The 14,764-nt window shown below is 67.9% G+C and carries 13 protein-coding genes; 4 read left to right on the top strand and 9 right to left on the bottom strand.

Translation table 11 applies throughout. The features are described from left to right. Positions 1-11 precede the first annotated feature (11 nt). The 8 genes from ABQF13_RS17050 to ABQF13_RS17015 all read right to left on the bottom strand — a co-directional run bounded on the left by ABQF13_RS17050 (position 12) and on the right by ABQF13_RS17015 (position 9,921). Positions 12-782: a DUF72 domain-containing protein gene (locus ABQF13_RS17050; protein WP_448393953.1), complete on the bottom strand. Its 771-nt coding sequence runs from the start codon at positions 780-782 to the stop codon at positions 12-14. Beyond that, a complete protein-coding gene (locus ABQF13_RS17045) occupies positions 779-1,426 on the bottom strand; it encodes an HhH-GDP family DNA glycosylase (protein ID WP_448393952.1) in 648 nt (215 codons plus the stop codon). The genes ABQF13_RS17050 and ABQF13_RS17045 overlap by 4 nt, the downstream gene beginning before the upstream one ends. A gap of 56 nt (positions 1,427-1,482) precedes the next feature. Beyond that, positions 1,483-3,831 carry an endopeptidase La gene (gene lon, locus ABQF13_RS17040; protein WP_448393951.1) on the bottom strand — a complete coding sequence of 783 codons (2,349 nt, stop codon included), beginning with the start codon at positions 3,829-3,831 and terminating at the stop codon, positions 1,483-1,485. 208 nt (positions 3,832-4,039) lie between these two features. Beyond that, positions 4,040-5,044 carry an esterase family protein gene (locus ABQF13_RS17035; RefSeq protein ID WP_448393950.1) on the bottom strand — a complete coding sequence of 335 codons (1,005 nt, stop codon included), beginning with the start codon at positions 5,042-5,044 and terminating at the stop codon, positions 4,040-4,042. Between the two features lie 192 nt (positions 5,045-5,236). After that, on the bottom strand, positions 5,237-6,487 hold the full coding sequence (locus ABQF13_RS17030) for an alpha-hydroxy acid oxidase (protein WP_448393949.1): 1,251 nt from the start codon (positions 6,485-6,487) through the stop codon (positions 5,237-5,239). Continuing rightward, positions 6,484-7,764 (bottom strand): alpha-amylase family protein, encoded by a 1,281-nt coding sequence (locus tag ABQF13_RS17025; protein ID WP_448393948.1) that lies wholly within the window; start codon positions 7,762-7,764, stop codon positions 6,484-6,486. Before ABQF13_RS17025 ends, ABQF13_RS17030 begins: the two co-directional genes overlap by 4 nt. Next, positions 7,761-8,240, bottom strand: coding sequence for a nucleoside deaminase (locus ABQF13_RS17020; RefSeq protein WP_448393947.1), 480 nt, complete (start codon positions 8,238-8,240; stop codon positions 7,761-7,763). The genes ABQF13_RS17025 and ABQF13_RS17020 overlap by 4 nt, the downstream gene beginning before the upstream one ends. Before the next feature lie 10 nt (positions 8,241-8,250). Next, positions 8,251-9,921, bottom strand: coding sequence for a tetratricopeptide repeat protein (locus ABQF13_RS17015; protein ID WP_448393946.1), 1,671 nt, complete (start codon positions 9,919-9,921; stop codon positions 8,251-8,253). 76 nt (positions 9,922-9,997) lie between these two features. On the opposite strand from ABQF13_RS17015, the gene ABQF13_RS17010 reads away from it, so the two are divergent. After that, entirely contained in the window at positions 9,998-10,627 is a 630-nt protein-coding gene (locus tag ABQF13_RS17010; RefSeq protein ID WP_448393945.1) for a PaaI family thioesterase, read from the top strand. Here the strand turns inward: ABQF13_RS17010 and ABQF13_RS17005 are convergent. After that, positions 10,599-12,584: an FUSC family protein gene (locus ABQF13_RS17005; RefSeq protein WP_448393944.1), complete on the bottom strand. Its 1,986-nt coding sequence runs from the start codon at positions 12,582-12,584 to the stop codon at positions 10,599-10,601. The two genes, ABQF13_RS17010 and ABQF13_RS17005, sit on opposite strands and share 29 nt — an antisense overlap. A gap of 243 nt (positions 12,585-12,827) precedes the next feature. Here ABQF13_RS17005 and ABQF13_RS17000 point away from each other — a divergent pair, with 243 nt between their 5' ends. From ABQF13_RS17000 to ABQF13_RS16990, 3 genes are read left to right on the top strand one after another with little or no spacing between them, the layout of a single operon-like run. After that, positions 12,828-13,667, top strand: a complete 840-nt coding sequence (locus tag ABQF13_RS17000; RefSeq protein WP_448393943.1) for an SH3-like domain-containing protein — start codon at positions 12,828-12,830, stop codon at positions 13,665-13,667. Between the two features lie 15 nt (positions 13,668-13,682). Then, a complete protein-coding gene (gene scnC / locus ABQF13_RS16995; RefSeq protein WP_448393942.1) occupies positions 13,683-14,396 on the top strand; it encodes a thiocyanate hydrolase subunit gamma in 714 nt (237 codons plus the stop codon). After that, complete coding sequence (locus ABQF13_RS16990; RefSeq protein ID WP_448393941.1) at positions 14,393-14,749, top strand: thiocyanate hydrolase; 357 nt, start codon at positions 14,393-14,395, stop codon at positions 14,747-14,749. Before scnC ends, ABQF13_RS16990 begins: the two co-directional genes overlap by 4 nt. Positions 14,750-14,764 lie beyond the last annotated feature (15 nt).

The raw sequence follows: 14,764 nt of genomic DNA, 5'->3' as shown, positions 1-14,764 counted from the left end.
GCCACACGAGCTTACTCCCGGTGCATGATGGCCGGGGAGTCGGCGTCGGCGTCACCGGTTCGAGCCGTCAGCTCTTTGAGCAGCCGCGCGTTTCGAATGGCGTGCCCGCCGAGGTCGTTGTTGAAGTAGACGACCACCCGCTTGCCCTTGGCGTCCCATTCCAGGACGCAGTCGGCCCAGCGCCGCAGCTCATCGTCGGGGTAGGAGCCGGCATACATCGAGTTCTGGTCGGGGCCGTGCATCCGGACGTAGACCAGCTCGGCCGTCGCACGCGGCACGCACCGCAGACCCGCGCCGCTCATCACCACATACGCCGCGTTGCGGCGTTCCAGCAGGGCATACACCGCAGGATCGTCCCACGAGGGATGACGTAACTCCATCGCCACTGGGATCCGGTCGGGCATCAGGCGCAAAAACGTGTCCAGAAGTGCGTCGTCGCGTTCCAGCTGCGGATGGGGCTGTACCAGCAGCGCTTCGGAGCGGTCGCCGAGTGCGATCCAACAGCGCTCGAAGCGCTCGATCCAGGGCTCCGGCGCCCGCAGCCGGCGGTAGTGGGTCAGGCCGCGCTGGGCCTTCACCGACATCGTGAAGCCCTCGGGCAGCCGCTCACGCCACCCGGCGAACGCGCTGTCTTTGGGCCAGCGGTAGAAGCTGGCGTTGAGCTCGACGGTGTCGAACTCCTCGACGTAGCGAGCCAGTCTTTTGGCCACCGGCAAACCCGGCGGGTAAAGCACATCGGCCCAGTGCGCATAGGACCACCCCGACGTACCAATGCGGATCATCGCGACGACGAAACCTTTTCGCGCAGATCGTCATCCAACGATACCCGGACCAGCGCGGCAGCCAGTTTCGCCGTCGACCGTGGCGCCAGCTCGGCAAGCTCGTCGGCCCTGCCCGACAGCCCCAGCTTGCGCGCGCCGTCCATGGCGCGGTTGTCGAAGTAGGGCCGCGCCCACGTCCAGATGTCCTGCGCCTCGCGCAGGAAGATGTCGGCTCCGGTGTCGCCGATACCCTTGAACTGCTTGAGAAGTTTAGCCGCGGTGCCCGCATCGCCGTCGGCCTCGGCCGCCAACCGGCGGAGGTCACCGTGGTATTCGTCGCGGACCGTCCCGGCGATGTCGATGAGCCTGTCAGCCGAGCTCTCGTCATAGCGGACGTAGTGGGCACGGCCGAACGCGCGGATCATCTGCTGACGATCCGCCTCGAGCACCGCGTCGGGTTTGCGCAGCCCATCCGCGAAGAGTTCGCGGGCCGCGCTCACCGCGATCGCGGCGTCGATCGGCTTGCTGGCCAGCATGCACAGCACCAGCAGTTCGAACAGCGGCATCGGCTGGTCCTTGAGCCGGATGCCCGCCTCGTCGGCGTAGGTGGTGCCGGCGTGCTCCAGCAGGCTCTGGACCAGTTGCTTGCGGTCAGAGGTACCCATTCGCGCTGACGTACCCGGGCCCGACTGGTAACAAACCACCGCGAGCTGGGCCCAGGTCAGGCCGCGGCCGTCGCGCCGGAGTCCTCGGCGGGCACCAGGGCCTGCGCGATGATGTCCGCGACGTCGGTCATCGGCTTGACCTCCAGCGCGTCGAGCACGTCGGCCGGGACGTCGTCCAGGTCGGCCTCGTTGCGCTGCGGGATGAAAACCGTTGACAGCCCGGCCCGTTGCGCGGCCAGCAGCTTCTGCTTGACGCCGCCGATCGGCAGCACCCGGCCGTTCAACGTCACCTCACCGGTCATGCCGACGTCCGAGCGCACCTGGCGCCCGGTGACCATCGACACCAGCGCGGTCACCATCGTGACACCGGCCGACGGACCGTCCTTGGGCACCGCGCCCGCGGGCACGTGCAGGTGGATCCGCCGTTCCAGCGTCGTCGGGTCGACGCCCAGCGCCTCGGCGTGCGAGCGCACGTAGGACAGCGCGATCTGCGCCGACTCCTTCATCACGTCGCCCAACTGACCGGTCAGGGTCAAAGTCGCTTCGCCGGCTTCACCCTTTCCGACGGCATTGGCCTCGATGTAGAGCACATCGCCGCCCATACCCGTTACCGCGAGCCCGGTTGCGACGCCCGGCACCGCCGTGCGCTCGGCCGACTCCGGCAGGAACCGCGGACGGCCAAGGTAGTCAACGAGATCGGCCTCGTCGAGGACGACCGCACCCGGTTCGGTGGCCAGTTTGGTCGCGACCTTGCGCATCATCTTGGCCAGCAGCCGTTCAAACTGCCGCACACCCGGCTCGCGGGTGTAGTCGGCGGCGATCTTGCGGAGCGCGACTTCGGTGACCTCGACTTCATCCATGGTCAGCGCCGCACGTTCGCGCTGCCGGGGCAGCAGGAAGTCCTGCGCGATGGCGAGCTTGTCGTCGGCGGTGTAGCCGTCGATCTCCACCAGTTCCATGCGGTCCAGCAGCGCCGACGGGATGTTCTCGATCACGTTGGCGGTAGCCAGGAACACCACATCGGACAGGTCCAGATCCAGGTCCAGGTAGTGGTCGCGGAACGTGTGGTTCTGCGCCGGGTCCAAGACCTCCAGCAGCGCCGCCGCCGGATCCCCGCGGAAGTCCGAGCCGATCTTGTCGATTTCGTCGAGCAGCACGACGGGGTTCATCGAACCCGCCTCGCCGATCGCGCGCACGATACGGCCGGGCAGGGCGCCGACGTATGTGCGTCGGTGACCGCGGATCTCGGCCTCGTCGCGCACGCCGCCCAGGGCGACGCGGACGAACTTGCGGCCGAGCGCACGGGCCACGCTCTCGCCCAGCGACGTCTTACCGACGCCGGGCGGGCCGGCCAGCACCATCACCGCACCCGAGCCACGGCCGCCGACGATCTCCAGCCCGCGCTGAGCGCGACGCGCCCGCACGGCCAGGTATTCGACGATGCGGTCCTTGACGTCGTCCAACCCGTGGTGGTCGGCATCGAGAATCTCGCGCGCCCCCTTCAGGTCGGAGCTGTCCTCGGTCGTGAGGCTCCACGGCAGGTCCAGCACGGTGTCCAGCCAGGTACGGATCCAACCGCTCTCCGGGCTCTGGTCGCCGGCGCGCTCCAGCTTGCCCACCTCACGCAACGCCGCCTCGCGGACGTTGTCGGGCAGGTCGGCGGCCTCCACGCGGCTGCGGTAGTCATCAGATCCGTCGGGCTCACCCTCGCCGAGCTCCTTGCGGATCGCGGCGAGTTGCTGGCGCAGCAGGAATTCCTTCTGCTGCTTTTCCATGCCCTCGCGGACGTCCTCGGCGATCTTGTCGGTCACCTCGACCTCGGCGAGGTGCTCGCCGGTCCAGTCGATCAGCAGTCTGAGCCGCTCGGCGACATCGGGTGTCTCCAGCAGCTGACGCTTCTGCACCTGCGTCAGGTACGAGGCGTAACCCGCCGTATCCGCCAGCGCCGACGGATCGCTCAGCTGGTTGACGAAATCGATGATCTGCCAGGCTTCCCGGCGCTGCAGCATGGCCAGCAGCAGCTTCTTGTACTCGCCGGCGAGCGCCTTGACGTGCTCCGGTGCGGGATCCTCGATGACCTCGGTCACCTCGACCCACAGCGCGGTGCCCGGGCCGCTGGCGCCGGCGCCGATGTGTGCACGGCTCTCGCCGCGCACCACCGCTGCGGTGCCGTTGCCCCCGGCGATGCGGCCAATCTGCACGATCGAGGCCAGCACCCCATAGGTGGGGTAGCGGTCCTCCAACCGCGGCGCGATCAGCAGTTCGCCCGAACCATCTGACGCGGCGGCCCTAGCTGCTTCAATGGCCGCGCGTGCGGCATCGTCGAGTTCGATCGGCACCACCATCGACGGCAGCACGATCGGAGTGCTCACGAACAGCACGGGCACTGTTTTGGCTTCAGCCATCACACCTCCAAAGTTCAGTCAGATGGACTCAACCTTGGGCGTGGGGGGTTTGTTCCCGCGAAGCCGCCACTGTGTTCGCGAGACGTACACCAGGGCTGCGATCGTGGCCGCTCGAACGACCCTGGTGTAGCACTCGCGAACAAAGCCACCCAAACGGGCAGGGAGCCTGCCGTTCGGGGGTTACGGCAGGCTCCCTGTGTGGGGTGGTTTAGACGGCGCCGGAGGCTCCGAGCACCCGCTGGATGTCGGGCTTCATCTGCTCGAGCTGCTGGCCCCAGTAGCCCCAGCTGTGCGTGCCCTGTTCGGGGAAGTTGAACACACCGTTGGTGCCACCCGCGGCGACGTAGTTGTCGCGGAAGGTGATGTTGGTGCGCAACGTGAACCCTTCGAGGAACTGCGCGGCCATCAAGTTCTGACCGGCGGCACCGGAGTCCAGATCCGACGGGGTGCCGGTACCGCAGTAGATCCAGAGGCGGGTGTTGTTGGCGACCAGCTGACCGATGTTGACCATCGGGTCGTTGCGCTTCCACGCCGGGTCCGTCGAGGGGCCCCACATGCTCTCTGCGTTGAAGCCGCCCGCATCCTGCATCGCCAGCCCGATCAGCATCGGCCACCAACCCTCGGAGGGATTGAGGAAGCCCGACAGTGAAGCGGCGTAGATGAACTTCTGCGGGTGGTAGATCGCATACGTCAGCGCGCTGCTGCCGGCCATCGAGATGCCGACCACCGCGTTGCCGTTCTGCGACACGCCCCGGTTGGCCTCCAGCCAGGCCGGGAGTTCCTGGGTCAGGAACGTCTCCCACTTGTAGGTGTAGTCCTGGCCGTTACCCCGTGACGGCTGGTACCAGTCGGTGTAGAAGCTGGACTGACCGCCGACCGGCATGACGACCGACAGCCCGGACTGGTAGTACCACTCGAACGCCGGGGTTTCGATGTCCCAGCCGTTGTAGTCATCGCGGGCGCGTAGACCGTCGAGCAGGTACACCGCGTGCGGCCCACCGCCCTGAAACTGCACCCGGATGTCGCGGTTCATCGCCGCGGAGAACACATCCAGGTACTCGACGGGCAGACCCGGCCGGGAGAACGCGTTAGCGGTCGCCGACCCCCCGAAGATGCCGGCCAGACCGGGCAGGGTCGCCGCAGCTACGGCGGTCACCGCCAACCGGCGCAACAGTTTGGTTCTGGTACCTCGGTACCTCTTTGAGAACTTCATAACGGCAACCAACCCACCTTTCATCGCTTGTTACAAAGCAATTGCCGTCGCTTTCCTGCGTTATGAAACACGCACTCCGGCCCGGTCGACGCGCGCAACACTCGGTTGCCACGTCGCGGTTGGCTAACGATTACGACTCGCCGCGGACTCAAGGCCCGCCGATGTGCCGTGTGACCAGTGAGAAAGCAGTGACTAGTGTGACGACGGCGCTCGGGCCGAATCGCCACGCGATAACCGGTGCAGCTGGGTCACGTGGTGCGGGCCGAGTTCGTCCAGCGACGTCACACCGAGCAGCTTCATCGTGCGGCTGACCTGCGACGACAGCATCTCGATGGCACGTCTCACTCCGGCCTCACCGCCGGCCATCAGCCCGTAGAGGTAGGCCCGGCCCACCAGCGTGAAGCGTGCGCCCAGCGCTATCGCGGCGACGATGTCGGCTCCCGACATGATTCCGGTGTCCAGCAAAACCTCGGTGTCGCCGCCGAACTCGCGTGCGGCATGGGGCAGCAGGTGAAACGGCACCGGGGCGCGGTCGAGTTGGCGGCCGCCGTGGTTGGACAGCACGATCCCGTCGACGCCGAGGTCGACGACCGCTCTGGCATCGTCGAGCGTCTGAATTCCCTTGACCACCAGGCGGTTCGGCCACTGCTTCTTGATCCAGGCCAGATCCTCGAACGTGACGGTGGGATCGAACATCGTGTCCAGGTATTCGGCGACCGTACCGGGCCAGCGGTCCAGCGACGCGAACGCCAGCGGTTCGGTGCTCAGCAGATCGAACCACCAACGGGCGCGCGGTACCGCGTCCAGCACGGTGCTCAGGGTCAGCGTCGGCGGAATCGACATGCCGTTGCGGGTGTCCCGAAGCCGCGCACCGGCGACCGGAACGTCGACGGTGACCAGCAGCGTGTCGTAGCCGGCTGCGGCGGCGCGTTCCACCAGCGCCATCGACCGGTCCCGGTCCTTCCACATGTACAACTGAAACCAGTTGCGGCCGTATGGGTTAGCCGCCTTCACGTCCTCGATGGACGCGGTGCCCAACGTCGACAGCGCGAAGGGGATACCCGCATCGGCTGCGGCACGGGCACCGGCAATCTCTCCTTCGGTGTGCATGAGCCGGGTGAACCCGGTCGGGGCGATGCCGAACGGCTGGGCCACCGCGGCGCCCAGCACGGTGCGGCTGGTGTCGACCGTCGCGACGTTGCGCAGGATGGCCGGATGAAATTCGATGTCGCGGAACGCTTGTCGGGCTCGAGCCAGGGACAGCTCGTCCTCGGCGGCGCCGTCGGTGTAGTCGAACGCCGCTCTGGGGGTGCGGCGCCGCGCCAGCAGCCGCAGGTCATCGATGGTCAGCGCGTCGGCCAGCCGGCTCTGCACGCCGAACCGTGGGGCGCGAAAACCCAGCAGCGGAACCAACTCCGCGGGCCGCGGTACCCGTCGCTTCACGACGGGTCCGGCGCGATGATCAGCCAGCCATGCGGTGCGACGTCGACCTCGTTGACCTCGTCCGGTGGCGGTGCACCGGATCCAGCGACGATGCGGCCCGGACCGAACCCGAGGTCGGTCATCACGACCCCAGCCGGCGCGTCGTCCATGTTGAGCGCGACCACCAACGTGTCGGTGCCGTTGCGGGTTTCGTACACGTACTGACGGTTGCTCAGGTGCAGCGCCGACGTGCGCGCATTGTGCAGCCAGGGATGTCGTCTGCGCAGCCCGATCAAGTGCTGATGCAGCCGGAACACATCGTGGCCGTACTCGTCGGCGGTCGGTGCGGGACCGAACTCCGGTCGCACCGCGTCGTCGCCGCCGAACCGCTCCTCTTTGACGCCGGTGTAGGCGAATTCGTCGCCGGCGTACACGCTCGGGGTACCGCCGGTCGTGAACAGCAGCACCAGCGCGTGTTCGAGATGACCGGTGTGTTCGAGCCGGCTGGCGATCCTGGTCACGTCGTGGTTGCCGACGAACGTCAACGGGACGAAGGTGTCCAGGAATTCGTTGTGGCGCAGCAGCGCCCAGTCCAGTTCGTAGAAGTTGCCGTCGACAAGAGCGCTCCAGATCGCCTTCCACAGCTCGTACTGGGTCACCGAATCGAAGCGCGCCTGCGCGACCATCTCTGCGTAGTCGCCGTGGATCACCTCTGCGAGGAACCAGGCGTCGGGATAGGCCGCGCGCACGCGCGGCAGCACCGCGGCCCAGAACCGGTCGGGCACTGCGTAGGCCGCGTCCAGGCGCCATCCGTCGGCGCCGCGGCCCAGCCAGTGCGTCAGCACGTCGATGGTGTAGGAGATGACCTCGGGATTGTCGTGATCCAGGGCGATCAGGTCGCCGTGACCTTCGAATGTGTCCAAGCCGTTGGGGCCCTTTCGGAACCATTCGGTGCGGGCGAAATCAGCTGCGACGTGGTTGAATACGCCGTCGAGCAGGATCCGCAGCCCGCGGCTCTTGGCCTCGTTGACCAGCGCGTCGAAGTCGTCGTCGTCACCGAGCCGGGGGTCGATGCGGTAGTGGTCGACGGTGTCGTAGCCGTGGCTGCGCGAGGCGAACACCGGCCCCAGCGCGATCCCGGAGGCCCCGAGTTCGATGGCGTGGTCGAGCCACCCGATCACCCGGCGCAGCCGGTGTTCGGCAGGGCCCGGCGGCGGATCGGCCGGATACGCGCCGACGAAGCCCAATGGATAGATCTGCCACCAGATCACGTGCTGGACCCAGGCGGGCTCAGTCATGCCCGGTACTTCGCTTCGTAGAGCGCCTTCATCGGTTCGGCGAATTCGGCGACAGGACCGTCGGCCCTCACCCCGGGAGCGACAATGGTGATCGGCAGCGGCGCCACCGGCGACGGCGGTGCGCCCCACTCCTTCAGCCAGCCGCTCAGCTGCGCCGAGGAGGTCGCGTAGACGATGCGATCCAGGCCTACCCAGGCGTGCGCGGCCGAGCACATCGGGCAGTGCTCACCGGAGGTGTAGACGGTGGACCTGGCACGTTCGGCGGGGGTGAGGAAGGCGGCGGCCCAGCGCGCGATCGCGAACTCCGGGTGGCGGGTGTGGTCGCCGTCCTTGACCCGGTTGCGGTCCTCGAACCGGGTCTGGCCGTCGGCGTCGACCAGGATCGAGCCGAACGGCTCGTCACCGTTGTCGAGCGCCTCACGCGCCAACTCCACGCAGCGGCTCAGGCGGGCGAGGTCGTCGTCGCTGAGTGCCATCGACCGCAGTCTACGGGGCGCTGACCTCCAGACGACACGCACATGAGGCCGCGATCGGGACATCGGCACGCGCCATGGCCAGCGCCAACTGCTGACCGATGATCGTGGCTTCGTCGATGCGGCCCAGCCGCTGCAGGCATTCGTGGTAGCCGTGCAGGCTCCACACGTTGTTGGGGTGCTGGCAGGGCCGCGGCAGGGTGCGATCGAGCCCGAGGTCGGCGGCGTACACGCTGGCCGCCCGCTCGACGTAGCCTTGCTCGAGCAGTAGCGCGCCGTAGGCGTGCCGGGTGGGCTGCATCCAGCCCCACGGTTCGTCGTAGGGCAGCGCGTCGTCGAGCGCGATCGCCGTCTCCAGTCGCGCGAACGCTTCGTCGAATTCGCCGTCGCGGTAGGCGATCTCACCGGCGAGCATCTGCGAGGCGATCGCCAAGATGTCGAGCACGGTGTTGTTGAACAGGTACCGGGTGTCGGGGATGCGGCCGTAGGCGTTCAGGAACGCGTCGCGCTCGGCGTGGGCCGCGACGAGATTTCCGTTCACCGCGTGGGCCACGCCGCGGCCGTAGTGGATGGTGGCCGCGGTGGAGCAATACAGGTCTAGATTTTGCGGCAGTCGGTGGGCGATCAAGTCGTCCCAGCGGCCGAACCGGACCAGCGCGTGGATGCCCAACGGCACGAACGCCTCGAGCCAGTCGGCCATCGGCGGGCTCTCGATCCGCAGCAGGTCCGGTGTCAGCTGAGCGGCGAGTTCGTCGGCGGCGGCGAATGCGGCGCGCGAATTGCCTTCCAGCATTGCCGAATACACGATGAAGTGCAGGTTGTGGGCGCGGTAGAGCGAGTAGAAGTTCAGCGGCCCTTCCCGGTCGACGAACCGCCGGTCGACGCGCGCCGCAGTCGAGTTCGCGATCACAGAATCCCGATAGTTGCCGCACAGCACGTCGATGTGGCTGGGCATGTGCAGCAGATGGCCGGCGTCGGGCACCAGATCGCGCAGCAGGTCGGCGGCGGGCAGCGCATCCTGTGGGTTCGGCGACATCTCCATGGTGTGCAGGTACAGGTGCAGGATGCCGGGATGTTCACGTCCGGCGGCGCCGGCCAGCGCGCGGTCGAGGATCTGTTTGGCCGCCAGCACTCGCGAGCCGACAGCCGGTTCGCCGGTCCTGGTGTCCCACAGCGCCCACGCCGTCACGTTGACCAGCGCGTCGGCGGCCAGGGTCTGCACATCGACGTCGTGGGGATACGTGTCGCCGAGTGTCTGCATCGCATCGGCATAGGCCGCGCCGCCGGCGCTCAGCGCCTCGGCGTCATCGGGATCGGCGGTCGGAAACCGTTGCCGCAGTGCTTCGATCAGCGCCCGTTCGACCGGCGAAGCGCGGCCGTCGGCGGCCAGCCCGAGTTCCGTTCTGGCCCTGGCCAATGACGTGGCGGCCTCGACGGGGTCGAACGCGTCCCATCCCTTGTTGTAGTTGGGCCCGACCGAGTACGCGATTCCCCACCGCGCGATGGCCAACTCGGGGTCGAGATCCAGCGCGCGCTCGAAGCACCTGATCGCCTCGTCGTGGTTGAACGCGTACGCCCACACCATGCCGCGGTCGAACCACGTTTGGGCCTCCGGCACGGTGGTGTCGGTGGGCCGGTGATAGCCGCCCAAGTCGTAGTAGGGCTCGGCATGGGCAACGGTCATAAGGCACGGTAGTTCAGCCGCGCGGCGGCGGCGCGCTGATTCGACAAGCTGCTCTAGAACGTGTTCTAGTGCTCCAATGGTGGAGTTCACCCATATCGGCGACGTCTCCTCAGCCGAGATCGCGCAGCTGCGCGAGGTCTATGCCCCGCTCGCCGAGTCCGTCAGGGAACTGGTCGACGCGACCATCCGCACCGAGGTCGACGCGCAGACGGTGGCGGCGGTCCGGGCGCAGATCGATGCGGCCACCGCGCAGCTGCGTTCGCAGCAGTGCGACGGACCGTTCGGGGTGCGCTTCACCACCGACGGGGACCGCATGGCGTGGGGCAACCCGGTGATCGGCATCCGGAATCCGTTCGCGCCGCCGCTGGTGGTGCACCGCGACGCCGACGGGCGCGTGCACACCGACTTCGACATGGGTGCGGCCTACGAGGGGCCGCCGGGTCACGTGCACGGCGGCATCGCCGCGCTGGTGCTCGACCACCTGCTCGGTGAAGCGGCAGCCGACGGGCTGAACCCGCGCTTCACCGGCACCATCACGCTGCGCTACCTGCGCACCACCCGGCTCGGCCGGTTACACGCCGAGGCGAAAATCACCCACAGCGAGGGCGTCAAGACCTATGCCACAGGTTATTTGGCCGATGCCGAGGGTGTGACCGTGGAAGCCGAAGGGGTGTTCATCACGCCGAAGTGGGCTCGCGAACAGTAGCGATGCTCGACAGGCTGCGGGTGATCGTCGCGATCTCGGCGACGAGCACGCGGGCCGCGCCGTTATCGGCGGCCAGGTCAGCGGCCCGATCGCGCACCTGCTGGTTGGCCGCGGTGAGCGCGGCCAAATCGACCGTCCACGGTGCGGCCGGGCTCGGCGGCGCGCCGCGCAGCGCATCCACATAGTCGTCTATCGCCGCGACGAATTCGGCCGGCACGTTGGCGAGCGGCTGCGGCGGCAGGCTGGCCTCCAGCGCGGTACACGCGGCGGTGACAGCGTTGAGCGCCGCCCGGTACGAACGCAGCCAGCGGCGCAGCCCGGGGGAGTCCAGCCGTGCCGCGCCGGATGCCGCTTCGAACGAGGCGCGGGCCCGGAAGGCCTTCTGCCACGCCGCCGACACCGCCTCGGCGGGACGGTCGAGTTCGTGCACGAAGGCTTTGATAATCGTTGCGGCGTAGTCGATCTCGGTCTTCAGCAGCTCACCGGAGCGTTGCCGCAGCCGGATCAGCGAGTGGTCGGGAAACGATACGTGCGCCACCACGGCCAGTCCGCCGCCGATGACCAGGGAGAACAACCGGTCTTCGGCCGTCGCGCCCGACGTCGCCGAGCCGATGTCGAGCAGGAACACGACGGCCCCGGCCAGTGCGGCGCTGACCGCGAGGTAGCCGAACCGGCTGACCCAGTAGGTAATCGCGATGAACAGCGTCGCCAACACCGCCGCGACATATCCCGTCGGCTCCACCAACAGCGTGATCGCCGACGTCAGCACGACGCCCGCCGCGATGCCCGCGATGCGCCCGATACACCGGGTGTAGGTGTGCGCGGTCTCCGGGCGCAGCACCATCAGCACCGTCAGCGCCGCCCAGTACCCATGGTTGACGGGGGCGAAGCGGTCGGCGGCGATGCCCGCCGTGACGGCCGCCGACAACCGCACGGCGTGGCGCAACACCGGTGACGTCCACGTCAGATGGTCGCGCATCAAGCCCACCGCCCTGCGGACCGGGCTGATCAGGTCGGGTCGGTACAGGTCGGGGAACCGCAGTTCTGCAGCCTCGTGTAACTGCTGTGAAAGCCGTTGCGCGGTCGTGGCTTCCGGTCCGGTGATCATCGACACCGCGGTGTCGACGCGGACGAGCGCGTGCTCGGCGTCGCGGCGCGCAGTGTGTTTGTGATCGGCGATCGCGTCGAGCACGGCCGCCGCCGAGCCCAGCATCTGTGACACCTCGTCGCGCTCGCCGTCGGAGGAGCCGCGGAACGCGTGCAATGTCGTCATGATCCGCTCGGGCAGCCGATGTCCGCCGAGGTAGGCCTTCGGTCGCCGGCTGGCCTGGGTGTCCATGAACGCGTCGCGCAACGACGGCGACAGTGCCGCGTCCAGCGGCGCCGCCCGGTCGGCGGCGACCTGGCGGGCATCGTCGGCCAACGACCGGTAGGCGTTCGACAACGCCTCCCGCTGGGTTCGCCACCGCTGCGGTGGCCACACGGCGATCAGTGCCGCCTGCAGACATCCCGCCGCGATCGTCAGAACCGTCGGCACCAGCACCGAGGACACCGTGGGCGCCACCGGTGGTGTGACCACCAGCAGCGCGCTGGCGGCCGCGCCCACCAGACCGGCGTTGCCGCCCAGCGCCCATTGCAGTCCAGCGGCGAAACACCACAGCGCCACCGCCACGACGAACAGCACGTTGTAGGCGCCGGTCAGGGCGCCGAGCAGGACAGCGCCGCCCATCTGCAACGAGACCGTGACGACCAACGGCACCCGGCCGCCGGGGCTGTCCTGCAGCGCGATCGCACCGGCGATCGCAGCGGCCCCCGCAGCCCACAACGCGGCCGCGCCCGAGTGCCACAGCAGCGCGACGGCCGCCATCGCGATGACCCCGAGCAGGCTGCGCACAACCGCCCCGATGTCCGGCGACGTCGGCCGCAGGGCTTCGAAAACCTTGGGCCCGGTGGTCACCTCCCCATTCTGACGCCTATGCGGCCGGTACCGGTGCACTACACGCCGTCACCGTATCCGGTCTGAACGCGAAGAAAATGCGTCCACCGCTATCCGTAGAGCGAATCCGATTGCCGCGCTGAGTATTCGAAAACTGCCGCCACCGTCAGTGGACCGTTGCGCCGCAGCGAGTTCGCAATTCGGGTGATAGCGGCGGTATCGCGGAGATAAAGTCAGCGCACTGCTAACGGAAGGGGAGCTGTGATGAGCACAGCGGCCGAACGTGCAGCTCAACTTGATCTGGTCGCACGGCTCAAGTCGGCGTATCCCGAGCTTCCCGACGCCCCGACGCCGGATCAGCTCGACCACGGCCGCATCACCGCGTACCTCAAACCCGTCCACGACGTGGGTGGTGAACCCGACGCGCCGATGAAGTACGAGAACAAGCAGTACGAGCTATGGGAGCACATGACGTACGTCATCTGCGAAGTGCTGGCGTGGCGCGGGATATGGCTCTCGGAGGAGCGCCGGCGCATCGGCAACGTCGACGTCGGGCGCGCCCAGTACCTGGGGCTGCCCTATTACGGCCGCTGGCTGTTGGCTGTCGCACGGGTGCTGGTGGAAAAGCACCACATCGCGCTCGGCGAGTTGAGCGAGCGGATGGCCGAGGTCGCCGCGCGCTACGAGGGCGGACTGGCCGGCAAGGCGCTGGAGGCCCAACCGAAGTGCGAAGGGGACGGGTCGGCCGTCAAACGCAACGCCCACCACAAACACGCGGTGGGCAAGGGTGACCCGCAGGTTTACGCCGGGCAGGCCGGCGAGCCGAAGTTCAACGTCGGCGACGCCGTGGTGGTGCGCGAACTGCCGGTCGTGTTCTACACCCGCACACCCGAATATGTGCGGGGCGCGACGGGTGAGATCGCGACCGTCGCCTACGAAAGCCCCGCCGCCGAGGACGAGACCTGGGATCGCCCGGACGCACAGCCGGAGTGGTTCTACGTGGTCCGGTTCAACATGTCCGAGTTGTGGGACGGCTACACCGGCACCGCCGATGACGTCATCCAGACCGAAATTCCCGAACGCTGGCTGGCATCAGCCACCTGAGTCACAGGGGCGCACATGACTGAGCACGACCACGACCACGACCACGACCACGAACGGACCATCGCCCCGATGGTCGACGAAATCACCGACTTCGAGGTGCTCGAGATCGCGCTGCGCGAACTGTGTATCGAGAAGGGCATCTTCACCGCCGAGGAGCATCGTCGTTTCACCGAGTTCGCCGAACAGATCGGTCCGACACCGGCTGCCCGACTGGTCGCGCGGGCGTGGTTGGATCCCGAGTTCCACCAACTCGCGTTGAGTGAACCGATGACGGCCAGCAAGGAAGTCGGCGTCGACTGGATGGAACCGACCGGGTTCGGCACGCCAAGCGATTTCACCGCGTTCGAGATCCTCGCGGACACCCCTACCGTGCACCACGTCATCGTGTGTGCGCTGTGCTCGTGTTATCCGCGCCCGATCCTCGGCAATTCCCCGGAGTGGTACCGCACGCCGAACTACCGACGCCGCCTGGTCCGCTGGCCGCGTCAGGTGCTCGCGGAGTTCGGCCTCTACCTGCCCGACGAAATCGCCGTCCGGGTGCAGGATTCCAACCAGAAGCACCGATTCATGGTGATGCCGATGCGCCCGCACGGCACCGACGGCTGGACCGAAGACGAGTTGGCGCAGATCGTCACGCGCGACTGCCTGATCGGTGTCGCCCTGCCGAAGCCGGGCGTGACCACCAACGTGATCACCGAAACCCGCCCCGCGATCCACCCGGTCACGTGAACGCCGCATCCGACCCGACGCCGGTCGCACCACTGCAGCAGGTCGTGCGGCGCAACCAGGTCTGGCCGCGGATGGCGGCCAAGTACGGCGTGGACAACCCGGTGCCGCCGTGGAAGACCAGCCTCGACGGTATGTGCGATGCGCTCGACCGCGCCGCGTGCGACACCGGAGCGCCGAACTTCAAGGAACGCCGCGACGAGGAGGACGCGTTGTCGGCGACGGTGTACGCGGACCTGCCCTATCCGGAGAACCAGTTGATGGCGCTGGCGCATTCGCTGCTCGCCCGCGGGATCGTCGACGCCACCGAACTCGAGCGGCGGATGGCCGCCGTGCGCGACCGGCTGCAGGCCTGACCGCAGCAGCGTCCG

The sequence above is a fragment of the Mycolicibacterium sp. XJ879 genome (genome assembly GCF_053483935.1).
This window is presented reverse-complemented; position numbering and strand designations above follow the sequence as displayed.